The organism is Kribbella qitaiheensis, from assembly GCF_042657745.1.
In the GTDB taxonomy this organism is placed as follows: domain Bacteria; phylum Actinomycetota; class Actinomycetes; order Propionibacteriales; family Kribbellaceae; genus Kribbella; species Kribbella qitaiheensis.
Map to the genome: position 1 here is coordinate 97,467 of NZ_JBHSKE010000054.1, position 22,238 is coordinate 119,704.

General features: G+C 69.3%; 20 protein-coding genes. 8 read left to right on the plus strand and 12 right to left on the minus strand.

Going from position 1 to position 22,238, the window contains the following annotated elements; translation table 11 throughout:
- Window positions 1-58: 58 nt before the first annotated feature.
- From ACFPJ1_RS32935 to ACFPJ1_RS32945, 3 genes are all read left to right on the plus strand, one after another.
- The gene (locus tag ACFPJ1_RS32935; RefSeq protein WP_132193519.1) at window positions 59-406 is read left to right on the plus strand and encodes a sec-independent translocase; all 348 of its coding nucleotides are present in this window, start codon (window positions 59-61) and stop codon (window positions 404-406) included.
- Between the two features lie 80 nt (window positions 407-486).
- The gene (locus ACFPJ1_RS32940) at window positions 487-2,283 is read left to right on the plus strand and encodes an ABC transporter ATP-binding protein (RefSeq protein WP_380109978.1); all 1,797 of its coding nucleotides are present in this window, start codon (window positions 487-489) and stop codon (window positions 2,281-2,283) included.
- Window positions 2,270-4,114 carry an ABC transporter ATP-binding protein gene (locus tag ACFPJ1_RS32945; protein WP_380109980.1) on the plus strand — a complete coding sequence of 615 codons (1,845 nt, stop codon included), beginning with the start codon at window positions 2,270-2,272 and terminating at the stop codon, window positions 4,112-4,114. The genes ACFPJ1_RS32940 and ACFPJ1_RS32945 overlap by 14 nt, the downstream gene beginning before the upstream one ends.
- Here the strand turns inward: ACFPJ1_RS32945 and ACFPJ1_RS32950 are convergent.
- From ACFPJ1_RS32950 to ACFPJ1_RS32970, 5 genes are all read right to left on the minus strand, one after another.
- Window positions 4,111-5,190 carry a GNAT family N-acetyltransferase gene (locus tag ACFPJ1_RS32950; protein WP_380109981.1) on the minus strand — a complete coding sequence of 360 codons (1,080 nt, stop codon included), beginning with the start codon at window positions 5,188-5,190 and terminating at the stop codon, window positions 4,111-4,113. The genes ACFPJ1_RS32945 and ACFPJ1_RS32950 overlap by 4 nt on opposite strands.
- 58 nt (window positions 5,191-5,248) lie before the next feature.
- Window positions 5,249-6,394, minus strand: a complete 1,146-nt coding sequence (locus ACFPJ1_RS32955) for an Mrp/NBP35 family ATP-binding protein (RefSeq protein ID WP_380109983.1) — start codon at window positions 6,392-6,394, stop codon at window positions 5,249-5,251.
- A gap of 88 nt (window positions 6,395-6,482) precedes the next feature.
- Window positions 6,483-7,019 (minus strand): DUF1003 domain-containing protein, encoded by a 537-nt coding sequence (locus tag ACFPJ1_RS32960; RefSeq protein ID WP_380109984.1) that lies wholly within the window; start codon window positions 7,017-7,019, stop codon window positions 6,483-6,485.
- A complete protein-coding gene (locus ACFPJ1_RS32965; RefSeq protein ID WP_380109985.1) occupies window positions 7,009-8,271 on the minus strand; it encodes a magnesium transporter MgtE N-terminal domain-containing protein in 1,263 nt (420 codons plus the stop codon). Before ACFPJ1_RS32965 ends, ACFPJ1_RS32960 begins: the two co-directional genes overlap by 11 nt.
- Window positions 8,272-8,352: 81 nt before the next feature.
- The gene (locus ACFPJ1_RS32970) at window positions 8,353-8,874 is read right to left on the minus strand and encodes a hypothetical protein (RefSeq protein WP_380109987.1); all 522 of its coding nucleotides are present in this window, start codon (window positions 8,872-8,874) and stop codon (window positions 8,353-8,355) included.
- A 157-nt stretch (window positions 8,875-9,031) separates the two neighbouring features.
- Between ACFPJ1_RS32970 and ACFPJ1_RS32975 the strand changes: the two genes are divergently transcribed.
- Window positions 9,032-10,009 carry an HpcH/HpaI aldolase/citrate lyase family protein gene (locus tag ACFPJ1_RS32975; protein WP_380109988.1) on the plus strand — a complete coding sequence of 326 codons (978 nt, stop codon included), beginning with the start codon at window positions 9,032-9,034 and terminating at the stop codon, window positions 10,007-10,009.
- Window positions 10,010-10,072: 63 nt separating this feature from the next.
- On the opposite strand, the gene ACFPJ1_RS32980 is transcribed toward ACFPJ1_RS32975, so the two are convergent.
- The 3 genes from ACFPJ1_RS32980 to ACFPJ1_RS32990 all read right to left on the minus strand — a co-directional run bounded on the left by ACFPJ1_RS32980 (window position 10,073) and on the right by ACFPJ1_RS32990 (window position 12,051).
- Window positions 10,073-10,708 (minus strand): VOC family protein, encoded by a 636-nt coding sequence (locus ACFPJ1_RS32980; protein WP_380109992.1) that lies wholly within the window; start codon window positions 10,706-10,708, stop codon window positions 10,073-10,075.
- Window positions 10,709-10,773: 65 nt separating this feature from the next.
- A complete protein-coding gene (cpt, locus tag ACFPJ1_RS32985) occupies window positions 10,774-11,331 on the minus strand; it encodes a chloramphenicol phosphotransferase CPT (RefSeq protein WP_380109994.1) in 558 nt (185 codons plus the stop codon).
- 45 nt (window positions 11,332-11,376) lie between these two features.
- Window positions 11,377-12,051, minus strand: a complete 675-nt coding sequence (locus ACFPJ1_RS32990; protein WP_380109995.1) for a peptidylprolyl isomerase — start codon at window positions 12,049-12,051, stop codon at window positions 11,377-11,379.
- Between the two features lie 229 nt (window positions 12,052-12,280).
- Between ACFPJ1_RS32990 and ACFPJ1_RS32995 the strand changes: the two genes are divergently transcribed.
- Both ACFPJ1_RS32995 and ACFPJ1_RS33000 read left to right on the plus strand, forming a co-directional pair.
- Window positions 12,281-13,816, plus strand: coding sequence for a serine/threonine-protein kinase (locus ACFPJ1_RS32995; RefSeq protein WP_380109996.1), 1,536 nt, complete (start codon window positions 12,281-12,283; stop codon window positions 13,814-13,816).
- A gap of 173 nt (window positions 13,817-13,989) precedes the next feature.
- Window positions 13,990-15,183 (plus strand): acyl-CoA dehydrogenase family protein, encoded by a 1,194-nt coding sequence (locus ACFPJ1_RS33000; protein ID WP_380109997.1) that lies wholly within the window; start codon window positions 13,990-13,992, stop codon window positions 15,181-15,183.
- 152 nt (window positions 15,184-15,335) lie between these two features.
- On the opposite strand, the gene ACFPJ1_RS33005 is transcribed toward ACFPJ1_RS33000, so the two are convergent.
- On the minus strand, window positions 15,336-16,445 hold the full coding sequence (locus tag ACFPJ1_RS33005; protein ID WP_380109999.1) for a magnesium and cobalt transport protein CorA: 1,110 nt from the start codon (window positions 16,443-16,445) through the stop codon (window positions 15,336-15,338).
- 75 nt (window positions 16,446-16,520) lie between these two features.
- On the opposite strand from ACFPJ1_RS33005, the gene ACFPJ1_RS33010 reads away from it, so the two are divergent.
- Window positions 16,521-17,036 (plus strand): YflT domain-containing protein, encoded by a 516-nt coding sequence (locus ACFPJ1_RS33010; protein WP_380110000.1) that lies wholly within the window; start codon window positions 16,521-16,523, stop codon window positions 17,034-17,036.
- A gap of 179 nt (window positions 17,037-17,215) precedes the next feature.
- Window positions 17,216-17,728, plus strand: a complete 513-nt coding sequence (locus ACFPJ1_RS33015) for a MaoC family dehydratase (RefSeq protein ID WP_380110002.1) — start codon at window positions 17,216-17,218, stop codon at window positions 17,726-17,728.
- Here the strand turns inward: ACFPJ1_RS33015 and ACFPJ1_RS33020 are convergent, their stop codons facing one another.
- The 3 genes from ACFPJ1_RS33020 to ACFPJ1_RS33030 all read right to left on the minus strand — a co-directional run bounded on the left by ACFPJ1_RS33020 (window position 17,729) and on the right by ACFPJ1_RS33030 (window position 22,226).
- The gene (locus ACFPJ1_RS33020; protein ID WP_380110004.1) at window positions 17,729-18,568 is read right to left on the minus strand and encodes a methyltransferase domain-containing protein; all 840 of its coding nucleotides are present in this window, start codon (window positions 18,566-18,568) and stop codon (window positions 17,729-17,731) included. It lies immediately after the preceding gene.
- Between the two features lie 143 nt (window positions 18,569-18,711).
- Entirely contained in the window at window positions 18,712-20,541 is a 1,830-nt protein-coding gene (locus ACFPJ1_RS33025; RefSeq protein WP_380110005.1) for a GH39 family glycosyl hydrolase, read from the minus strand.
- Window positions 20,542-20,633: 92 nt separating this feature from the next.
- Complete coding sequence (locus ACFPJ1_RS33030) at window positions 20,634-22,226, minus strand: glucoamylase family protein (protein ID WP_380110007.1); 1,593 nt, start codon at window positions 22,224-22,226, stop codon at window positions 20,634-20,636.
- Between the last annotated feature and the right edge of the window lie 12 nt (window positions 22,227-22,238).

Genomic DNA, 22,238 nt, shown 5'->3' on the forward strand with positions numbered 1-22,238 from the left:
CCAGGGGCGGGCTACGCTGTCCCGCGGTGTTGGATTCCACGTTCGGAGAGGTGGGGACATGTTCGGCATCGGGCCACTCGAGCTCGGGGTGATCGCGATCGTCGCGGTGCTCGTTTTCGGCCCCGACCGGTTGCCGGAGTTCGCCCGGACCGCCGGGCGGCTGCTCCGCCAGGTCCGCCAGATGGTGAACAACGCACAGAACGACCTGCGCAACGAGCTCGGCCCTGAGTTCGCCGACCTCGACGTCCGCGACCTGAACCCGCGCAGCTTCGTCCGCAAGCACCTGCTGGACGGCATGGACGACGAGTTCGACGAGGACAAGCCGGTCTCCTCGATGGACGCGATGGACACACCGCAGCGCCTCCCCGCCGGTGTCCGCGCCCCCTTCGACCCCGAAGCCACCTGATCTCTTCAGGCATCGCCTGAGCCGGCGCGATCCGGCAAATCGTCAAGAAAAGCGTCGGCGGTCTCTGCCACGCTGTCGGCATGATCGCCCGTGTCCGCAGTCGCCCGGAGTGGCAGTTCTTCACCGTCCTGCCCCGCGCGAGTGCGCCGCTGGCCGCGCTCTGGTGGTTGCTGCTGCTCACGCGCGGCGCCCTCCCCGCGCTGTTCGCGCTCACCATGGGCCAGCTGGTCGGGACCGTCCAGCACAGCGGTGAGCTGGCCGCACCGCTCACCAGAGTCGGCATCACCTTCGTCCTGATGCAGGTGCTGATGCCGATCCACCAGGCTGTCAGCTCCAACCTCGGCAGCCGGGTCGCCGCCTGGCTCAACGACGAGCTGGCCGGCGCGTGCGTCGACCCGCCGGGCATCGGCCACCTCGAAGACCCGGACCTGGCCGAGGATCTGGAGGTCGCTCGCGAGTTCGACCGCGGTCAGACCGGACCGCCGATGTACCTGAACGTCGACTTCATCGCCGGCAGCCTGGTGGAACTGTTCGGTGGGATCGCCTGCGCGGTGGTGCTGTTCAACTTCACCTGGTGGGCACCGATCGTGCTGGTCGCGGCCTGGGGCTCGACTCACTGGCTGCTGCGCGAGAGCGGTGTCTGGCGCGACCGCAACACCGACGAGGTCCGCTCGGCCCAGCGGCACGCGTCGTACGCCTATCAGTTGGCCGTCGACCCCGAACCGGCGAAGGAGTTGCGGCTGTTCGGGCTGGCCGACTGGGCGGTTGAGCGGTTCACCGAGCGGCGACGCCGGTTGTTCAGCCTGCAGTACGAAGCGACCCGGCTGCGGGAGCAACCACTGGCCTGGAGTCTGCTCATCGTCGCCGTCGCGAACGGCCTGGTGTTCTGGGCGTTGGCGGCGACAGCGCTCGACGGACGGATCGGTCTGGACTCGCTGATCACCAATGCGCAACTGGCCATCGGCGTCTCCATGGTCGCGTTCGGCGGCCTGAATTGGTCGCTGGACGGCGCCTCGGCACCGGTGGCAGCAGTGCAGCATCTCCGGCCGGCGATGGCGCCAGCCGGTGCTCTCGTGATGAACCCGTCGCCAGTCGCAGCCGTCCCCGGCGACCTGCGCATCCGCGACCTGACCTTCGCCTACCCGGGCGCGACGCGGAAAGTGTTCGACGGCCTCGACCTGACGATCCCCGCCGGTACTTCGCTCGCGGTGGTCGGGCGCAACGGCGCCGGCAAGACGACGCTGGCCAAGCTCCTGTGCCGCCTGTACGACCCGGACAGCGGCGCGATCGAGGTCGGCGGCAAGGACCTGCGCGACCTGTCCGTGACGGCCTGGCGGGAGCAGGTCACTGCGGTGTTCCAGGACTTCATCCGCTTCGAGCTGCCGCTGCGGGACAACGTCGCACCGGCCGGAGCGAAGGACGAAGACATCATTGCTGCGTTGAGGGATGCCGGTGCCGATGGGCTCGCGGACCTCAGCACACCACTGGCCAAGGGCTATGACGGCGGCACCGACCTCTCCGGCGGACAGTGGCAGCGGGTGGCGCTCGCGAGGGCATTGTGTGCGGTGCGAGAGGGCGCGGGGCTGGTGTTGCTCGACGAGCCGACTGCTCAGCTCGATGTCCGCGGGGAGGCGACGGTCTTCGACCGGATCCTGACCGCGACGCGTGGTGTGACCACGATCCTGATCTCGCACCGGTTCTCCACCGTTCGGCATGCCGACCGGATCTGCGTCCTGGAGCAGGGCAAGGTGATCGAGCTCGGCAGTCACGACGAACTGATGGCGCTGGACGGCCGCTACCGGACGATGTTCGACCTGCAGGCCAGACGGTTCACGGCCGAGACCGACGAGGAAGGACTGACCTATGACGTCCTCTGAGCCGGACGAACCAGTCACCGATCAGGCCACCGATCAGGCCACCGTCCAGGCCGCCGAGCAGATGCCGAGGGCGTTGCCGGCGATGTGGCGGTTGTGCAAGCTCGGCTATCAGCACGAGCCGGGGTTGCTGGTGTTCGCCTTCTCGATGACCTTGCTGGCCGCCATCCCCGATGCCTTGCTCGCGCTCCTGCTGAAGATCCTCGCCGACGGCCTGCTGGAAGAGGATCGCTCCAAGGTCATCCTGGCCACCGCCGGTATGGCGGCCTCGGTGACCGCGACCTGGTTGCTCCGCACGGTCAGCACCCGGGTCTCCCGCCGGTTCCGCGACCGCGTGACGATCGCGCTGGAGGCGCATGTCGCCCGGCTGCAGGCCTCCGTGTCGACCATCGAGCACCACGAGCGACGCGACTACCTGGACCGGCTGTCGGTCCTGCGCAAACAGGTGTTCGTGCTCGACCACATGTACATGTCCCTGTTCTCGACCTGCGGCTGGATCCTCCGGCTGGGCATCACCATCGCCCTGCTTGTCTCCATCGACCCGATCCTGGTGCTGCTCGTCGTGTTCGCCCTGCCGACGGTGCTGACGTCCGCTTGGCGCCCGGGGATCGAGCGGGTCACCGAAGAACGCCACGCGTCGTACAGCAGGCTGGCAGATCACCTGTTCCGTACTGCGACCACAGCGTCGGCCGGCAAGGAGGTCCGGGTGACGGGGATCGGCCCGGACCTGGTCAGCCGGCGAAGGAGCGAGTGGGAGCGCTGGTACCGCCCGATCGCCAAGGTGCGCTGGATCAGTGCCGCCTGGCATGCCCTCGCCTGGGCGATCTTCGGCGCCGCGTACGTCGGTGCCGTGGTGCTGGTGGCTGTCGGCCTCGACGGCTCGGTCGGCGACGTCCTGCTGATCCTCGCGGCGGGGGCCAGGCTCTCGGCGTACGTCGGAGCGACCGTGGGGGAGATCGGCTTCCTCCGCGGGATCTGGCTCGACGGCTCCCGCCGGCTTGTCTGGCTGGAGAACTACGCCGAGGCGTTCAACGCGGAGGCCGACGTCGAGGTACCGGAGCGGCTGGACGACGGGATCCGGCTGGAGCACGTGTCGTTCGCCTACCCGGGCACGGATCGCCTAGTGCTCGAGGACGTCTCGGTGCACCTGCCTGCCGGTCGGGTGATCGCGGTCGTCGGCGAGAACGGCGCGGGCAAGTCGACGTTGGTGAAGCTGCTGGCCAAGATGTACGCGCCGACCTCCGGCCGCATCCTGGTGGACGGCAGCCCGCTGGCGCGGATGCGGACCGACAGTTGGCGGGACCGGCTCGCCGGGGCGTTCCAGGACTTCTTCCGGTTCGAGTTCCGCGCCCGGCACAGCGTCGGGGTCGGCGATCTCCCTCGCTACGACCAGGAGTCCGCGGTCTCCACTGCGGTTGGTCGTGCCGGTGCGGAGGATGTCGTCGATCGGCTGCCGGACGGGCTGGAGACGCAACTCGGTCCCACCTGGCCGGACGGGGCCGAGGTCAGCTTCGGCCAGTGGCAGAAGTTGGCTCTCGCTCGTGGATTCATGCGGGACCGCCCGCTGCTGCTGGTCCTGGACGAACCCACCGCCGCGCTGGATGCCGAGACGGAGCACGAACTGTTCGAGCGCTATGCGGAGACGGCGCGCGACAACACGGACGGCCGCATCACGGTCCTGGTCTCGCACCGGTTCTCCACCGTCCGGATGGCCGACCTGATCGTCGTCCTGGACGGATCACGGCTGGTCGAGTCCGGCAGCCACGAGGACCTGCTGGCCCGCAACGGCCAGTACGCCGCGCTGTACCGGATCCAGGCCGACGCCTACAGCTAGTCGGTGGGGAGGAGGTCGTAGACGGCTCGGTCGTCGACGGTCTTGTCGCCCAAGGCGAAGGCGGCGCGGTCGAGGCCCCTTGGCCGGAAGCCCGCTGACTCGGCGACCCGGCGGGCGGCCTTGTTGCTGGCGGCGGTCCGGATGACCAGGCGGCGACCACCGAAGCCGCCCGGGGAGAAGTACCAGTCGGCGACCCGGCGGAGCGCCTCCGCCATCAGACCGCGGCCCTGCGCGTCGGGGTGGGCCCAGTACCCGAGTTCACCGTCGATCCGGGTGGCCACGTTGTAGAGCGTGACGTTGCCTATGGCAACATCTGTGCCGCGATCGGCGACGCACCAGTTGAAACGGAGCCCGGCGGCGGCCTGCTCGGCCATGTCCTTCAGCCAGAATCGCGCGTCCTCAGCCGTGAAGGGCTGGGGGATGAACGGCAGGAAATGAGCCGTCGCCTGGTTCGTCCGGGCGGTGGTGATCCGGTCCACCTGGTCGTCACGCCAGGCCCGCAGCCGCAGGCGGGAGGTCTCGAGCACCGGGTTCACGAACCACGGCTGCCGGGGCGACCGCGGGTCGTCCGGCCCGATCCACCCGGTCCAGGCATCGGTACGGCGGCCCCGGTCCTCTGCCAGCGCGGGAATCGTCGGCCCTAGGTGGAACCCGGTCGCCCAGGCCACCCGGCGCGAAGGCCAGTTCCCGACCCGGGCCCACCAGTGGATGACGTGGAACCCGCAGACCGTGAACCCGAACTCCAGGGCCAGCCGCACCGCCCGGGAGGCGACGCCCGCCCCTCGCGCCCAACTGCCGAGTCCGTAGTGCACGCTCGCGTTCCCGTTGGAATCAGGCGCCAGCCCGACCGTGCCGGCGTACCGGCCCTGGTGCTCGATGACGAAGACCAGCCGGGTGCCGGTGGACCACGCCTCGGGGATCCCGTAGGTCATCCATCGCAGCGCGTCGTCGGCGTCGAACGTGCCGTCCGAGTCTTCGGTGTTGCGTTCGATCGCGCCGGGCAGGTCTTCGGGGCGTGGAGCGCGCAACGTCACCACACCGTCGGTCAGAACCGGTGTCTCGGCAGGGAAAGGCACCCTGCCCATTCAACAGCAGCCGGCGGCCAACAGCAGGTGGCCGCCGCACCGCCAGGGACTAGCGGCCGACTGGGGACAGGCCGAGTTGGCGGCCGAGGAGGCCGCGGGGCTTGCCGCCGAGACGCTCGGCGATCTGGCTCAGGACCTGGGCCGCCGGGGTCTCCGGGTCGGACAGCGCCAGCGGCTGGCCGACGTCGCCACCGCTGCGCAGCCGCTCGTCCAGCGGGACCTCGCCGAGCAGGGGGATGTCGTACCCGAGGCGCTGGGACAGGGTCGCGGCCACCCGCGCGCCACCACCCGCGCCGAAGATCTCGATCCGGTGCTCGGGGCCGCAGTGCGGGCAGGGCAGGAACGACATGTTCTCGATCACGCCGGCCACCCGCTGGTGGACCATCTGCGCCATCGTGCCGGCCCGCTCGGCCACCTCGGCGGCAGCCTCCTGCGGCGTGGTCACCACGATGACCTCGGCGCTGGTCAGCCGCTGGCCGACCGAGATCGCGATGTCACCGGTGCCGGGCGGCAGGTCGAGCAGCAGCACGTCGAGGTCGCCCCAGTAGACGTCGGCGAGCATCTGCACCAGGGCGCGGTCCAGGATCGGCCCGCGCCAGGCGACCACCTGGTCGCGCTTGGGCTTCAGCATGCCGATCGAGATCACCTTCACGCCGTGCGCGGGCACCGGCATGATCATGTCGTCGACCGCGGTCGGACGCTCGTCCGCGACCCCGAACATGGCCGGGATCGAGTGGCCGTAGATGTCGGCGTCGAGGACGCCGACCGACAGGCCCTTGGCGGCCATCGCGACGGCCAGGTTCACCGTCACCGAGGACTTGCCGACGCCACCCTTGCCGGAGGCGATCGCGAACACCTTGGTGAGCGAGTCCGGCCGGGAGAAGGGGATCTCCTTCTCGGCCACGCCACCGCGGAGCTGGGTCTGCAGGGCCGCCCGCTGCTCGGCCGACATCACGCCGAGGTCGATCTCCACCCCGGTGACCCCGTCCAGCGCGCTCACGGCGGCGTTGGTGTCACGGCGCAGCGTGTCCTTCATCGGACAGCCGGCGACGGTCAGCAGGATCCGGACGTGGACGACACCGTCGTCGCGGACGACGACGGACTCGACCATTCCGAGCTCGGTGATCGGCTTCTTGATCTCGGGGTCAATCACGCCACCGAGCGCAGCGGTCACCTGATCAGCAGTGGGGGCCATACCCACCAGGTTACGTGCTTCCCGTCTACCGGCGGACCGCAGTCCACTGTGACGTAGGCCCGGCAAGGCTACCCTTACCCAGCCGTGATCAGACGCGGCCGTCCTCGCGGTCCTTGAGCTCGAGCTCGGCCAGCAGGGAGCGGAGTTCGGAGCGGAGGAAGTCGCGGGTGGCGACCTCGCCGACGGACATCCGCAGCGCGGCCATCTCGCGGGCCAGGAACTCCATGTCGGCCCTGGTCCGGGCATCCACGTCGCGGTCCCGCTCGTACTCGACCCGGTCGCGCGACTCCTGCCGGTTCTGCGCGAGCAGGATCAGCGGCGCCGCGTACGACGCCTGCAGGCTGAGCGCCAGCGTCAGGAAGATGAACGGGTACTCGTCCCAGCGCAGGTTCTGCGGCGCGAAGATGTTCCAGACCACCCAGAGCACGATCGTCGCGGTCATGTAGACGAGGAACTGGCCGGTGCCGAGGAACCGGGCGATCCGCTCCGAGAGCCGCCCGAACGCGTCCGCGTCGTACGCGCGGCGGCGGACGATGGTGCGGCGCAGTTCGCGGGGGATGTCCAGCCGGGCGGCGGCGGGCCGGGTCAGCCGGCGCTCCTCGGTGCCGCGGTCGTCACGGGGCATGGCGGTCCACCTCCTCAGGTTCGGGGTCGCGCCAGTCGTCGGGCAGCAGGTGGTCGAGCACGTCGTCGACGGTGACCGCGCCGAGCAGGCGGCCCTCGTCGTCGAGCACGGGCGCCGCGACCAGGTTGTAGGTGGCGAGGTACTTGCTCACGGTGTGCAGGCTGTCGTCGGCCCGCAACCCGTCCAGGTCGGTGTCCAACACGCCGGAGACGAGCGCGGACGGGGGTTCGCGGAGCAGCCGCTGGATGTGGCCGATCCCGATGAACCGCCCGGTCGGGGTCTCCAGCGGCGGCCGGCACACGTAGATCATCGCGGCCAGGGCCGGGCTCAGTTCGGCGTTGCGGACATGGGCCAGCGCGTCGGCGACAGTGGCGTCCGCAGGCAGGATCACCGGCTCCGAGGTCATCAGGCCACCGGCGGTGCGTTCCTCGTACGTCAGCAGCCGGCGGACGTCCTCGGCCTCATCCGGCTCCATCAGCGTCAGCAGCGCCTCGGCGGTCTCGGTGGGCAGCTCGGCGATCAGGTCGGCCGCGTCGTCGGGGGACATCTCCTCGAGCACGTCCGCGGCGCGTTCGGTGTCCAAGCCGGCCAGGATCTCGACCTGGTCGTCCTCGGGCAGTTCCTCCAGTACGTCCGCGAGCCGCTCGTCGTCCAGCGCCGCGGCGATCTCCTTGCGCCGCTTGGGCGAGAGCTCGTGCAGTACGCCGGCCAGGTCCGCGGCTTTCATCGACTCGAACGCGGCCAGGATGTGCGTCGCCCCCTGGCCCTCCTCCATCTGCGCGAAACCGCTGACGTCGGTCCAGTCGAGCACGTGCGTCTGCCCGCGGCGCCGGAACCGCTTGCCGCCCTCCCGGACCGCGACCTTCGAGAGCACCCAGTCGCGGGTCCGCCACTGCTCCATGGCCAGGTCGAAGACGACCGCGGTGGCGCCGGTCTCGCGGATCGTGACGGTCCGGTCGAGCAGTTCGCCCAGCACGAGCACCTCGGTCGGGCGCTGCTCGAACCGCCGCATGTTCACCAGACCCGTGGTGATCACGTGCCCGACGTCCACCGAGGTGACCCGGGTCATCGGCAGGAAGATCCGCCGCCGGGTGAACACCTCGACCACCAGCCCGAGCACCCGGGGCGGCTGCGTTCCCTGCCGGAGCATCACCACGACGTCACGGACCTTGCCGACCTGGTCCCCGTTCGGGTCGTACACCGGGAGACCGGCCAGCCGGGCGATGTAGACGCGCGACGGTGATCCGCTCATAACTCGAAGGTTAGTGCCCTTGTCACGCCCACCCGGCGCAGGACATGGCCCGGCAGCCCGCGGTTTCCCCGAGCGGGGTGATCAGGTCAGCTTCGGGCGCCGCTTGGACCGCCGGTGCAAGGTGATCGGCCGCGCTCCCCGGGTGGTGGCGGGAGTAGATGCAGGGGACTCCAGCCGCGAGGTGTCGTCGTAGTTCCCGGCGTTCTCGGTGATCTCCCCGGTGGGCTCCAGGACGAGCAGGTCGGCCTCTGTCTGCCAGCGATCCAGCTGAGTGTCCAGGCCGGACGCGTTCAGCCGCTCGGTCCGCAGTACCTGGGCGGCCGTCGTCCACTCCTCGCTGCCCGGCTCGAGGCGGCGCACCCGCGCCGTCCAGCCGGCCAGGCGGTTGGTGGCAGGCTTCGCCGGTACTACGACCTGGGCCGCGCCGGCGTCGGCCAGTCCGGGCAGGGGTTGCTCCGCGCTGCCTGACCTGTCCGCGAGCACGACATAAGAGCCGTCGACGGCCGCGAACCACGCCGGTGCCGGGCGTCCGCCACCCCAGGACAGCCAGACGAGCCCCGCCTTCTTCATCACCCCGGCGATCTCCGCAACAGCCTGCTCCATCGTCACCGCCTCAGCGTCCCACACGCCCGGACCCGCGGAGGTCCGGTGACGCCTGCCACAACTCCGCCGGGCGTGAGGGATGTCACCGGGCAGCGGCGGGCGCTTTCGCCGTACGCTGCGAGTGACCGACGGGTAACCGAGGCTAAGGATCGCGAAGATGGCTGACGAGACGACCACCGGCAAGGCCTTTCGCAGCAGGCGTTCCTGCCTGGCGACCCCGGGCTCGAACCCGCGATTCCTCGAGAAGGCCAAGGGCCTGGACGCCGACCAAGTGTTCCTCGACCTGGAGGACTCGGTCGCGCCGATCGCCAAGGTGGACGCCCGCAAGAACATCGTCGCCGCGCTGAACGAGGGCGGCTGGGGGAAGAAGACCCGGGTGGTCCGGGTGAACGACTGGACCACCGAGTGGACCTACGCCGACGTGATCGAGGTGGTCTCCGGCGCCGGCGCGAACCTCGACTGCATCATGCTGCCGAAGGTGCAGACCGCCGAGCAGGTGGTCGCGCTCGATCTGCTGCTGACCCAGTTGGAGAAGGTGCACGGCCTGGAGATCGGCCGGCTCGGCATCGAGGCGCAGATCGAGAACGCGCTCGGCCTGACCAACGTGAACGCGATCGCCCAGGCGTCGCCGCGGGTGGAGACGATCATCTTCGGCCCGGCCGACTTCATGGCGTCGATCAACATGAAGTCGCTGGTGGTCGGCGAGCAGCCGCCCGGGTACGACGTCGGCGACGCCTACCACTACATCCTGATGCAGATCCTGATGGCGGCGCGGGCGCACGGGAAGCAGGCGATCGACGGGCCGTACCTGCAGATCAAGGAACTCGACGGGTTCCGCCGAGTGGCCGGCCGGTCGGCGGCGCTCGGCTTCGACGGCAAGTGGGTGCTGCACCCGGACCAGATCGCCGCCGCCAACGAGGTCTACTCGCCGCGGCAGGAGGACTACGACCACTCCGAGAACATCCTCGACGCCTACGACCACTTCACTTCCGCGGCCGGTGGCGCTCGCGGCGCGGTGATGCTCGGCGACGAGATGATCGACGAGGCCTCCCGCAAGATGGCGCTGGTCATCTCCGCCAAGGGCCGCGCCGCCGGCATGACCCGCACCGACGTCTGGCAACCACCGTCCGAGTGATTCCACCGACCTTGCGTCCGAAGAACTGCGGAGACGTGTCCGCAGTTCTTCGGACGCAAGGGGTCATTCAGGTGGTACCTGGGCCATGATCGCGAGCAGGTGGCCGTCGGGGTCGGGGAAGAAGGCCATCCACTCCTCCACGCCGGACTCGTGCTTGTGGATCAGGTGCGGGGCGTTCTCGAACTCGACGCCCCGCGCGCGCAGGTCGTCGTACGCGGTCTGGATGTCGTCCACGCGGAAGTAGAGGACCGACGGCTCGGCGTTCGCTTGCGACTCCTCGGTCGCGCTGAGGAACAGGCGGGTGCCGCCACAGTCGAAGAAGGCCAGGTCGCCGAAGGTGTAGAGGTGCGGCAGGCCCAGCACTTTGCCGTACCACTCCACGGCGGCGGTGATGTCGCGGACCGGCCGGGAGATCTGGCCGATGGCGCCGAGTTGCACAGTCGTTCTGGTCATCTCGAGGACTCCTTGTCGAAGGGCGCTGTCGGCCGGTACGCCGCGCCAGGTGCGCAGGTCGGCGCGGCGCTGCAGGCCGAGTTTCAGCAACGCGTTCGCGACGTGGAACTTCACCGCGTCGACGCTGATGCCGCGGCGGGTGGCGATCTGCCGGTTCGACATCCCGTGCCGGACCGCGTCCACCACCCGCCACTCGGCGGGAGTCAGTACGTCGGGGTGCCGCGGCCGGCCGCGCTTACTGCTCACGACCTCACGCTAGCCCCGGCCTCGCCGAATTACCCTCCCCTCGAGGTGCTCCCCGAGGGGAGGGCTCAACTGTCCTTGACGTATGCCGCGATGGTGCGGGCGCAGTCCAGGGATTCGGCGTGGCCGGTGTCGACCTCGACGTCGTAGACGACGCCCTCGTGCACGATCTCCGCCTGCGACGCGGCCATCCCGACCACCCGGTCGCCCCGGGTGAGCTCCCGGCCGGCCACGATCGCGGCGTCGCAGCGCACCCCGACCCACAGCACCTCGAGACCCTCCAGTTGCGCCCGGACGCGCTCCTGGGAGGCGGCGCCGCCGAGGAACACGTCGTCGACGATGACCCGTGCCCCGGCCCGGGCCATCGCGGCGATCCCGGCCATCCAGGCGGCCTCCAGCTCGCGGAAACCTTCGCCGACGACGACCTCGCCCTGCTGCCCGAACGCAATACCCGAGCCCGAGCCCGGGGCCGAGTCCGAATTCACCAGCGAGGGTGGCAGCGCGTCGACGAAGTCGTCCACGCTGAGACTGAGCCACGGCCGCGGCAGGATCGCCTGCAGGCAGCGGGCGATCCCGGTCTTGCCGGAGCTCGAGCCGCCGTTCAGCACGATGACCTGGATCGTCACTTGATCGGTTCGCCTTTCAGTACGGATTTCAGGACAGAGCTGTGATCAGCCGAGGGTGAAGACCTTCAGCAGCCGGATCGGGTGCACCGGCGGGCCGTCCTGGTCGGGGTCGGCGATGCCGGCCGCGACCATCCGGTCGAACGTGCTCATGCCGTAGATGACGTGGCCGAGCACGGTGTAGTTCGGCGGGATGTTCGCGAACGAGTGCACCACGAAGAACTCACTGCCGTTGGTCCCGGGCCCTTGGTTGCCCATGGCAACCGTGCCGCGCGGGTAGGTCTCCTGGCCGGTGACCTCGTCAGGGAACTTGTACCCCGGGCCGCCCTCCTCCTGGCGGTAGATGTCACCGCACTGGAGCACGCCGAGCCGGGCCGAGTTCGTCAGCCGGAAGCACTGGGTCCAGTCGTAGAACCGGCTCTTCGTCAGGTGCACGAAGTTGTGCACACCGCACGGCGCGTTGGCCCGGTCCATCCGGACCACGAAGGGCCCGTAGTTCGTCACGAAGTACACGTCGACCGTGCCCTTCGCCTTCGCCACGGGGGAGGGGATCCGGACCGGCTTCGCGGCCGGGTTCTCCGGCGTCGGGGTGAACTCGCACCGGACGACGGGCTTGGCCTTGGCCGGTACTTCGGGCGCGGCCGCCGCGGTGGTTGTAGTGAGTGTCGCGGCGAGCAGTACGGCCGCGACCAGGGCGGTAGTGGACCTGAGTGATCGCATCATGCGCTCACGCTAGTACTCCGCGTGCTCATGAGCACGGCGAATGTACGTAGTCCGGATCAGCGCGGGTACGGCGGCCGCGGCATTCGGATAGCGGACGTTGTGCACGCCCAGCGGGGCGGTTGCCTCAAAGGAGGCTGAAGGAATTCCGCGCGCACTCGCTCTCCTCGGCGTGGCCGCCTAAGGTAGCGGCGGCGATCCGGCCGTGGCTGAGGTGTAGTGGGGTGTTGGTGTGAACGGCGAGGTACTCGCAGGGCGCTACCGGTTGCTGTCCCCACTGGGGCACGGCGGAGCGGGCGAGGTATGGCGAGCCGAGGACGAGGTCCTCGCCCGGCCGGTGGCGGTGAAACTGCTGCGCCGGATGGAAGGCGACCCGATGGACGCCGCCGAGCGATTCCGCACGGAGGCCCGTGCGGCGGCTCGGCTGACCCACCCGAACGTGGTCGGCACGTACGACGTGGGGACCGCGGGCGGTCAGGTGTTCCTGGTGATGGAACTGGTGAACGGCCCCGACCTCGCGCAGTTGCTCCGCAGCCAGGGCCTCCCGTCCAGCAAGCTGGTCGGCGATATCGCCCTGCAGGGTGCTCGGGCGCTGGACGCAGCCCACGCCGCGGGGATCGTGCACCGGGACGTGAAGCCGGGCAACCTCCTGCTGGCGCCTGACGGCACGCTCAAGATCACCGACTTCGGCATCGCCGAGGCAGCAGGCCTGGAAGGAGCCGGCAGCGCAGTACTGCTCGGCACTGCTTCTTATGTCGCGCCCGAGCAGGTCGGTGGCCAGACAGCCACACCTGCCAGCGACTGGTACGCGCTGGGCTGTGTCCTGTACGAACTGCTCGGGGGCCGGCCGCCGTTCGTCGCCGACGACGTGGAAAGCGTGCTGCGCCAGCACCTGGAGGCCACCCCGGTACCGATTGCCGTACGCCGTCCCGACGTGCCCGGGGGACTCGCTGAGCTGGTGATGCGGCTGCTCGCCAAGGACCCCGCCGCCCGGCCGGCCTCGGTCGCTGCGGTGACGGAGGTCCTCAACAGCCAGCCGACGATGGTGGCGCCGATGGACGACGGCACCAGGGTGCTGCCGCTCCTACCTGCCGCCGGAGCCGCCGAGTCGGCGGACGGCGGGGAGTCTGGTGACGGGTTGGCGCGGATCGGGTTCGAGCCGGCTGATGACGACGAGTACGAGGACGTGCCCGAGCCGGCCTCGCACCGACGCGACACCAAGGGTTTCCCCTTCCCGAAGGTGCTGCTGGCGGCCGCAGTACTACTGGCCGGTGTGGTGATCGCTGCACTGCTCCGCCAAGGGGTCTCCAACGACACGGCCGAGGCCGGCCCGCCCGCGACGACGGCGCCGTCTGCCACGGTGAAGCCGGTGGTCAAGCCGAAGCCGACTCCGACGCCGAGCAAGACCTCGTCGAAGAAGCCCACTCCGAAGCCGACTCCCACCAAGACGCCGTCCGAACCGCAGACCGCCAGCCCGCAGTCTCTGCGCACGCTCGCCCGGCTGGTGCGCGAGAGTGCGCAGGACGGCCGAGGGAGCCGGACCGTGAAGGAGGCGGCGAAGGATCTCGACCAAGCGGCAGACGCACTGGCCCAGGGACACGAGCAGGAAGCCGTGAGGCAGTTCCAGTCGGCCCGGATGCGCCTGACCGCGGCCGAGCGGCAGCACCGTTGGCAGGGCACCCCGCAGATCGCCGCCCTGTTCGCGAGCATCGGCGGCACCCTCCCCACGGGCAACGGAGACGGCGACAACCGCAACTCGGAGGAATAGCGCGGGACCCGAGCCGCGGCGGAGTGCAGGCCGCGGTGTGGGAAGGGCGCGGTGTGGGGCAGGCGACGGTGTGGGGGTGGCCGGTGTCACAGCGGGTGTCGGGTCGGTACCGCGATGCTGGGACCCGCGATACTCACGAGTAAGCGTCGTGGGCGACGGAAGGAGCACCGCAGATGAGCAGGTTGCAGCAGACCGAGGGACTCACCGACATCCAGGAGGAGATCCTGAAGACGGTTCGCTCCTTCGTCGAGTCCGAGATCCTGCCGGTCGCCACCGAGCTGGAGCACAAGGACGAGTACCCGACCGAGATCGTCGAGGGCCTCAAGGAGCTCGGGCTGTTCGGCCTGATGATCCCGGAGGAGTACGGCGGGCTGGGGGAGTCGCTGCTCACCTATGCGCTCTGCGTCGAGGAGATCGCCCGGGGCTGGATGAGTGTGTCGGGCATCATCAACACCCACTTCATCGTCGCCTACATGCTGCTGCAGCATGGCACCGACGAGCAGAAGCAGCGGTACCTGCCGCGGATGGCGACCGGCGAGGTGCGAGGCGCGTTCTCGATGTCCGAGCCCGGCTGCGGCTCCGACGTCGCCGCGATCAAGACCAAGGCCGTGAAAGACGGTGACACCTACACGATCAACGGCCAGAAGATGTGGCTGACGAACGGCGGCACGGCCAACCTGGTCGCGGTGCTGGTCAAGACCGACGAAGGTGCCGACTCGGTCTACAAGAACATGACCACCTTCCTGGTCGAGAAGGAGCCGGGCTTCGGTGAGGTCGACAAGGGCCTGACCGTGCCCGGCAAGATCGAGAAGATGGGTTACAAGGGGGTCGACACCACCGAGCTGATCTTCGACGGCTACCGGATCGACGCCGGGCAGATCCTCGGCGGCCAACCGGGCAAGGGTTTCTACCAGATGATGGACGGCGTCGAGGTCGGCCGGGTGAACGTGGCCGCGCGTGGCTGCGGGGTGGCCCGGCGCGCGTTCGAGCTCGGCATCTCCTACGCCCAGCAGCGCGAGACCTTCGGCAAGAAGATCGCCGACCACCAGGCGGTGCTGTTCCGGCTGGCCGACATGGCGGTCAAGGTCGAGGCCGCGCACGAGCTGATGGTGAAGGCGGCGCGGAAGAAGGACGCCGGCTCCCGCAACGACTTCGAGGCCGGCGTCGCGAAGTACCTGGCCAGCGAGTACTGCTCACAGGTGGTCGAGGACTCGTTCCGGATCCACGGCGGCTACGGCTTCTCCAAGGAGTACGAGATCGAGCGCCTGTACCGCGAGGCCCCGATGCTGCTGATCGGCGAGGGCACGGCCGACATCCAGCGAATGATCATCGGCCGCCGGCTCCTCGAGGACTACAAGCTCAGCTGATCGACACGGACGGCCGGGTGCTCCGCCCGCGCCTCGACGTCCCGATTCCGCCGGTCGCAGGCTGTGGCGGACTGCTGACCGTACGCGATGGTGGGATTGAACCAGCCGGCTCGGACGCGGCACAACCGTTCGGGTCACCCCGTGGGGCAGAGTCAGAGCCACCGGTTGCGCTTGAACAGCCGGAAGAGCCCGGTGCAGGCCAGTGCCATCAACCCGAGCACGATGAAGTAGCCGTACTTCCACTTCGTCTCGGGCATGTTCTCGAAGTTCATCCCGTAGATCCCGGCGATCAGCGTCGGTACGGCGATGATCGCCACCCAGGCCGAGATCCGCCGCATGTCCTCGTTCTCCGACACCTGCACCTGGGCCAGTCCGGCCTGCAGGATCGAGCTGAGCAGCTCGTCGAACGAGATCACCTGCTCCTTCACCCGCAGCAGGTGGTCGTCGACGTCGCGGAAGTAGTTCCTGGTCTCCTCGGTGATCAGCGGATGCGCATGGGTCGACAGGGCCCGCATCGGCCCGGTCAGCGGAGCCACCGCCCGCTTCAGCTCCAGCACCTCGCGCTTGAGCTGGTAGACCCGCTCGATGTTGCGCCAGCCGCGCGGGCTGAAGATCTCGATCTCGATCTGGTCGATGTCGTTCTGGACCGCCTGCGCGACCTCCAGGTAGCGGTCCACCACGTGGTCGGCGATGGCGTGCAGGACACCACCCGGGCCGGCCCTCAACCGCTTCGCCTGCTGCTCGAGCCGTTGCCGCAGGCCGGACAGCTCGCCGTGGTCGCCGTGCCGCACGGTGATCACGAAGCCGGGGCCGCAGAAGACCATCACCTCGCCGGACTCCACCACCTCGCTGGTGGCGGTCAGCTCGCCGTGCGGGACGTACTGGACGGTCTTGAGGACGGCGAACAGGGTGTCGTCGCCGTACCGCTCCAGCTTCGGCCGCTGGTGGGCCTCGGTGGCGTCCTCGACGGCCAGCGGGTGCAGGCCGAACTGCCGGCCGATCAGCTCCAGTTGCTGCGCGTTCGGCTCGAACAGGCCGATCCAGACGAATCCCTCACCCCGGCGGGCCCGCTTCAGCGCCTCGACGTAAGAGCCGATCTGGCTGTCGCGGCGGCCGTCGCGGTAGTACGCCCAGTCGATCAGGCTGCCGTCGAGCTTGCCGCTGCCGACCAGATCGACCGGTGCCGGACCGGCCTGGGACCGCCGGGCGAAGACGCGTCCGACCCGGCGTGTCGCGCCCATGTCCCACCTCCGCCCGGCCATCACGGCGAGGCTATCAATGTGCCGTCACCAGCCGTCGGCAATGATGGGGTTGGAAGCAAGCGGAGAGGAACGACGATGACCACCCAGGGCATGCCCTCGATGGACCCCCGGCCGACCGGTTTGACGATCGGGACCTACGACACGTACCGGGAGGCGCAGCGAGCCGTCGACTACCTCTCGGACGAGAAGTTCCCGGTCGAGCACACGACCATCGTCGGCAACAACCTTCGCCAGGTCGAGAAGATCACCGGCCGGCTGACCTGGGGTCGGGCGCTCACCGCGGGCCTGGCCAGCGGCGCCTGGTTCGGCCTGTTCGTCGGCGTGCTGCTCGGCATCTTCGCCCCCGACGGCGGCTGGCTGGCCGCCCTGCTGACCGGCCTGGTGCTGGGTGGACTGTTCGGGATGGCGTTCGGCGCGATCGGCTACGGCCAACTGCGCGGCAGCCGCGACTTCACCTCGCGGACCTCGGTGGTGGCCACCACGTACGACGTACTGTGCGACTTCAAGTACGCCGAGGAGGCCCGGAATCACCTGGCCAAGCTGGCCCTGAAGGGCGAGGTCGCCCCGCGCCTGCCGGAGCAGTCCAACTAGCGGTGGAGCAGGCGACCTCCCGGAGTTGCCCCCACCTCGGCGGCACCTCCGGGTGACGTGCGTCTCGCCCCGCGGTCCCCGATGCGAGGTTGAGAGGTAGGCCACGCGGCGAGGTACTGCCGTGACAGGCCTGGATTCGGCAGCATGGGGCCGGACGGGGCGGATCGGAAGGAGCCGGGATGCAGTTCGGGCGCAGCTACGAGGAGTTCGAGGTCGGTGCCGTCTACAAGCACTGGCCCGGCAAGACGGTCACCGAGTCGGACGACCACCTGTTCTGCCTGCTCACCATGAACCACCATCCGCTGCACCTGGACGCGAACTACGCCGAGCAGACCACCCAGTTCGGCCAGAACGTTGTGGTCGGCAACTACATCTACTCGATCCTGCTCGGCATGTCGGTCCCCGACGTGAGCGGCAAGGCGATCGCCAACCTGGAGATCGAGTCACTGCGCCACATCGCCCCCACCTTCCACGGTGACACCATCTACGGCGAGACCACCGTGCTGGACAAGTGGGAGTCGAAGTCCAAGGACGACCGGGGCGTCGTCTACGTGGAGACCAAGGGCTACAAGCAGGACGGCACCGTCGTCTGCCTCTTCAAGCGCAAGGTGATGGTCCCGAAGAACGCCTACCTCGAGGCGCGAGGCGGCGACCAGCCGGGCCGCCCCACGCCGGCCGCGTCCGCCGACTGATCAGACGGATCCGCCGGACGGTTTGCGGGCCAGCAGACTGGCATAGGCGATGTGGCCGAAGAACCGGCCCGTCGCGGCCCGATCACGGGCCTCGGCACGGAGAGCCTCGGCGGTGACAGCACTGATGGTGCCGGCATCGGCGAGTGCGTCGGCACCTATGGCCACCAGGGCCAGCATGTAGGTGGGTGAGTCCAGTTCGACGTGCCCGTGGCTGTGCAGTTCGCCCGGCTCGAACCCGGCCGCGGAGACCAGCTGCCCCAGGCGCCGCATGATCCACGGATCGTGGACCAGTTGGTCGACTGTCGCGTCGACACAGGTCTGCAGCGGATCGTTCGGCGCGACTGCGACCGTGACGGTGGCGTAGTCGCCGTCGAAGATCAGCAGGGAGCCGCCCGGTTCGAGGACCCGGAACGCCTCGGCGAGCGCCTGCTCCGGGCGCGGGATGTGGCAAAGCGTCGTGGCGAACACGATCCCGTCGAACGACTCGTCCTCGAACGGCAACGCACGCCCGTCGCCCACCTCGAACCGCAGCTCCGGATACCGGCCGGCGGCCAGGTCGACGAAGTACGGGCTGGGATCGATGCCGACCGCCCGGGCGACGCCGGGCAGTCCGGCGATCTGCGCGGTGACGGCACCCGTGCCCGAGCCGATCTCCAGCACGACCGAACCCGCGGTGTACGACGGTCTGGCCAGGTACTCGTCCCGTAGTCTGCGCTGGCTGGGATCCGCGGCCCGGATGTCGAGTCGTTCGGCGATCGCCGCCACCTCGGGTCCGTCCAGCTCGGTGATGTGCGAGTACATGTCGCGCGACCCGGTCCGGGGATTGGTCATGGTAGTCATGCTCCCGAGTCTTGTGCCCGCACCTTCGGCAGCAGATCACCCCAGAGCAGGTCCGCGACCCGGTCCTTCGGCACGGCCTGACCCAGGGAGCGATCCGCCGCTCACGCGTCGAGGGTAGACCTCCGGGGGCCGTCAGAGCACCGTCAGTGACCCGGACGCAGCTCGACCAGTGCTGCGGAGGGCATCGTCAGCGTCAAGGTGACCTCGTCGCCGTCACGAGCCAGTGGCTCCGTCCTGAGCCTGCTGCCGTCGGCCAGTTCCACCCACTGCTCGTCAGTTGGCCAGTCGCCGACCTCGAGGGCGGCCGCTTCCGCTGCGAGGTCGCCTGAGCCACCGTTGCTGCGGAGCCCGGGCGTCAAAGAGGTGGCTGTCACCTGCCAGCTCGGGTCCACGCCGGGGAGTGCCAGCTTCACCGTGCGGGTGAGGTCGGCGGATCCGTCCGCCTTGGTCTGGTCGAGGGTCAGGTTCCACAGCAGCACGGCGATCCGGTCGCGGTCGCGGGATGCCCAGGCCTCGATCAGGCTGCCGCCGCCATCGCCCTCGATGGACACCGGGAGCTCGTCCGACCCTAGGCGGTTGAGCAGCGAGAGGGCATGAAACCGGGGCTTGGGGAGTCCGCCCACGGTCTGCAGGCCGAAGCCGCCATGCAGCAGGCGAGGCGGTCGGCCGAGCTCCTCGAAGTGGTCGGAGGCGACCCAGTAGGCAAGGGCATCCACCCGCCCGGCCGCCGAGCGCATCCCGCGGAGCAGGAACACCCCTGAGAAGACCGAGTCGTTGATCGGGTTGAAATGCGTCGGGGTGACGCCCCACTCGGTCCACAGGATCCGCGCGTCGCTGAACCCGTACCGATCGAGCGACGCCTGTACGTCGAGGGGCGGGCTCCCGTAGGTGTGGGTGGAGACGAAATCCACCGGTGATCCGACGGCGGCGGCGTGCGCGAGCAGATCGTCGACCCACCCGGCTGCCGCCGACGACGGCCCGCCCACGGCCAGCCGGCGATCGACGGCCTTCACCGCGGCGGCGGACACGTCGTACAGGCGCATCCACTCGGCCTTGGTGCCGGACCAGAAGACCTCGAGGTTGGCCTCGTTCCACACCTCGAAGTCCCAGCCGAGCACCTCGTCGAGGCCGTAGCGGTCGACCAGGTGTGAGACCAGCCGGTGGACCAGTTCGCCCCAGCGGTCCCAGGAGTGGGGCGGCGAGATAATCGCGCCGTACTCGAAGACCGTCTTCTTCGGGTCGGACGCCAGGTCGTGCGGCATGAAACCGAGCTCGACCACCGGCCGCAGCCCGATCCCGAGCAGCTTGTCGTAGATCGCGTCGACGACGCTGAAGTCGTAGACGGGTTCGCCGCCGACCTCGGTGTAGACGCGGGTGTCGTCGTGGAAGATCGCGTGCGCACGGACCGTCCGGACGCCGATCTCGTCGTGCATCCGGCGCAACGCCTGCTCGAGCTCGACGCCGATCTCCCGGCCGCCGCTGAGATCCTTGCAGAGCAGCTGACTGAGCCGCTCGCTGCCGATCATCGGTGCCCATGGCCGAGGCAGCTCGGTGCCCTCGGCAACAGCATCGACAATCACCCGCACATCCGGCACCTTGCCGTCGGCAACCAACGCCTTGGCGGCCACCGAGGCACTCGGACGACAGTGCACGGTCACCTCGGGCACACTCGCCACCGCATACCTGTACTCCGTGCCCGGCGTACCGGTGGTGTCGACGTACGGCGGCGCCGGGACCGACAGGACGTCCCCGCTGTGGTGGTCCACCGACTCGAGCCACGCGTCGTCCGGGCCGCGCAGGATCAGGTAACCCACGGCTCCCCGGACCGGGGTCCAGTCGATCGTCACCTGCCCGATCCCGCCGACGGCCGTCACCTCCGCCGGCGGATCGAGGTCCGGCAACCGCAGCTCACGGGTCTCGTCGCTGCGGACCGAGATCCGCTCGTCCCAGTCGGTCTTAGCATCGCTCTGCATACAGGAGTCTCCAGGTCGGTTGCGTTGCGTCCGAAGAAGTGTTGAGACGTCTCCGCACTTCTTCGGACGCAACGGGATTTTGAGGGGGGGGATCAGTCGAGGCCGGCGGAGAACTGCTCCATCGCGATCAGGGGGCGGACGTGCCGGGCGACGTCGCCGACGCTGAAGTTGCGCCGGATCACGTCGTCGCCGAAGACGTTGCCGATGGCGCCCATCACCATCGCCTGGTCCAGCGACAGGTAGCGCCGGGCGATCAACCCGGACTTGACCGCCACGGAGTCGAAGAACCCGCCACCGCCGTACGCGTGCAGCTTCGACTCGATCCCGGCCAGGTTCTGGATCGCCTGCCGCGGCGCGTACTGCATTGCCAGGAAGGCCGCGTGCGGCGTGACCACCCCGTCGCCGAAGGTCGGGTTCGGGTTGGTGCCCTCGCGGCAGCCCTCGAAGCCGATGTCGTAGTTGGTCGCCTCCAGGTCGGAGGGGTAACCACCCGGGTCCATCCCGATCGCGTCGACGCCGTAGACGGAGTACCCGCCGCGCGGATTGCTCGCGGGGGAGAAGCCCCAGTACCCGTACTTCGCGTCGTCCAGCCCGTGCTCGATGTGCGCGCGCACGGTGAGCGGGTGGTTGATCCCCCAGCTGCGCGGAGCCCAGCTCGACTCCGGGATGAACAGGTCGGGCATCAGCGACTCGAACATGTCGCCACCCCACGACGGCACCAGCCGCATCCCGCGGTAGGTGTAGGCGCCCTCGAACACGTCGATGCCCAGGTAGGTCCGGTGCACGCCGACCGGCTTCTGCTCCACCCAGGACCAGTCGCACGAGTCCGGGAAAGTTCGATAGGTGGCGAAGTACTGCTCCGGCGGGACCTCGCCGCGGGCGATGCCGATGTACGGCGCGATCCGAGCCTCGGTGTTGCAGGTGTCGTAGTGGAACTTGCGGTAGTACACGTCCGGACCGGTACCGGCGTGGTTGCCCTTGTCGGTCTCCTCGTCCGGTGGCGGGGTCTCGAAGAAGCCACCGCGCATCAGTCCCGCGCCGACCCCGGGCCGGGCGTCGGGGTTGTAGTAGTAGGCGAAGTTCATCTTGTCCAGCAGCGAATCGGCCAGGTGGCGCGCCCGCGGCTCGGCGTTGCGGACCACCATCAGCGCGGCAGCGAACCACCCGTTGTCGACGCTCGACACGAACGGTGTGATCGCCCGGGTCCCATCCGGGTCGACCTTGCGGACCTCACCAGTGGCCTCGTCGTACCAGTTGAAGTACATGCCGCTCGGGTCGTGGTGGTCCACCCGGGACATCGTGGTGAGCGTCTGGGTGATCCGGCGCAGCGACTCCTGCGGCGAGATGATGCCGAGCCGGCGGGCGACCACCGTGCTCCAGAGGTAGCCGCCGATGTTGGTCGGCGAGGTGTAGTTGCTGCGCACCGGGTTGGTGACGGATTCCCCGATGTTGTCGGCGGGCAGGCCGGTGTGCTCGTCCGTCATCGCGACCAGGCTGCGCCAGGTGTCCCGGGCCCAGCGGCCGACCAGCGCCTTCTCCTGCCGGCTCGGCTTCCACCCTCCCTTCAGCAGCGCACCCGGATCGGGCGTTCCGGCGTACGAGGTGGTGGCGGCGGTCGTGGTACCGATCAGGGCGGCGGAGCCGGTTGCGGCCAGTAACGTGCGTCGGCTGATGTTGGCGGTCATCTGAGCCTCCAG

Coding starts and splice junctions, on each gene's coding strand:
- ACFPJ1_RS32935 (WP_132193519.1), top strand. CDS start 59: ATGTTCGGCATCGGGCCACTCGAGCTCGGGGTGATCGCGATCGTCGCG.
- ACFPJ1_RS32940 (WP_380109978.1), top strand. CDS start 487: ATGATCGCCCGTGTCCGCAGTCGCCCGGAGTGGCAGTTCTTCACCGTC.
- ACFPJ1_RS32945 (WP_380109980.1), top strand. CDS start 2,270: ATGACGTCCTCTGAGCCGGACGAACCAGTCACCGATCAGGCCACCGAT.
- ACFPJ1_RS32955 (WP_380109983.1), bottom strand. CDS start 6,394: ATGGCCCCCACTGCTGATCAGGTGACCGCTGCGCTCGGTGGCGTGATT.
- ACFPJ1_RS32960 (WP_380109984.1), bottom strand. CDS start 7,019: ATGCCCCGTGACGACCGCGGCACCGAGGAGCGCCGGCTGACCCGGCCC.
- ACFPJ1_RS32965 (WP_380109985.1), bottom strand. CDS start 8,271: ATGAGCGGATCACCGTCGCGCGTCTACATCGCCCGGCTGGCCGGTCTC.
- ACFPJ1_RS32970 (WP_380109987.1), bottom strand. CDS start 8,874: ATGGAGCAGGCTGTTGCGGAGATCGCCGGGGTGATGAAGAAGGCGGGG.
- ACFPJ1_RS32975 (WP_380109988.1), top strand. CDS start 9,032: ATGGCTGACGAGACGACCACCGGCAAGGCCTTTCGCAGCAGGCGTTCC.
- ACFPJ1_RS32990 (WP_380109995.1), bottom strand. CDS start 12,051: ATGATGCGATCACTCAGGTCCACTACCGCCCTGGTCGCGGCCGTACTG.
- ACFPJ1_RS33000 (WP_380109997.1), top strand. CDS start 13,990: ATGAGCAGGTTGCAGCAGACCGAGGGACTCACCGACATCCAGGAGGAG.
- ACFPJ1_RS33005 (WP_380109999.1), bottom strand. CDS start 16,445: ATGGCCGGGCGGAGGTGGGACATGGGCGCGACACGCCGGGTCGGACGC.
- ACFPJ1_RS33010 (WP_380110000.1), top strand. CDS start 16,521: ATGACCACCCAGGGCATGCCCTCGATGGACCCCCGGCCGACCGGTTTG.
- ACFPJ1_RS33015 (WP_380110002.1), top strand. CDS start 17,216: ATGCAGTTCGGGCGCAGCTACGAGGAGTTCGAGGTCGGTGCCGTCTAC.
- ACFPJ1_RS33020 (WP_380110004.1), bottom strand. CDS start 18,568: ATGACTACCATGACCAATCCCCGGACCGGGTCGCGCGACATGTACTCG.
- ACFPJ1_RS33025 (WP_380110005.1), bottom strand. CDS start 20,541: ATGCAGAGCGATGCTAAGACCGACTGGGACGAGCGGATCTCGGTCCGC.
- ACFPJ1_RS33030 (WP_380110007.1), bottom strand. CDS start 22,226: ATGACCGCCAACATCAGCCGACGCACGTTACTGGCCGCAACCGGCTCC.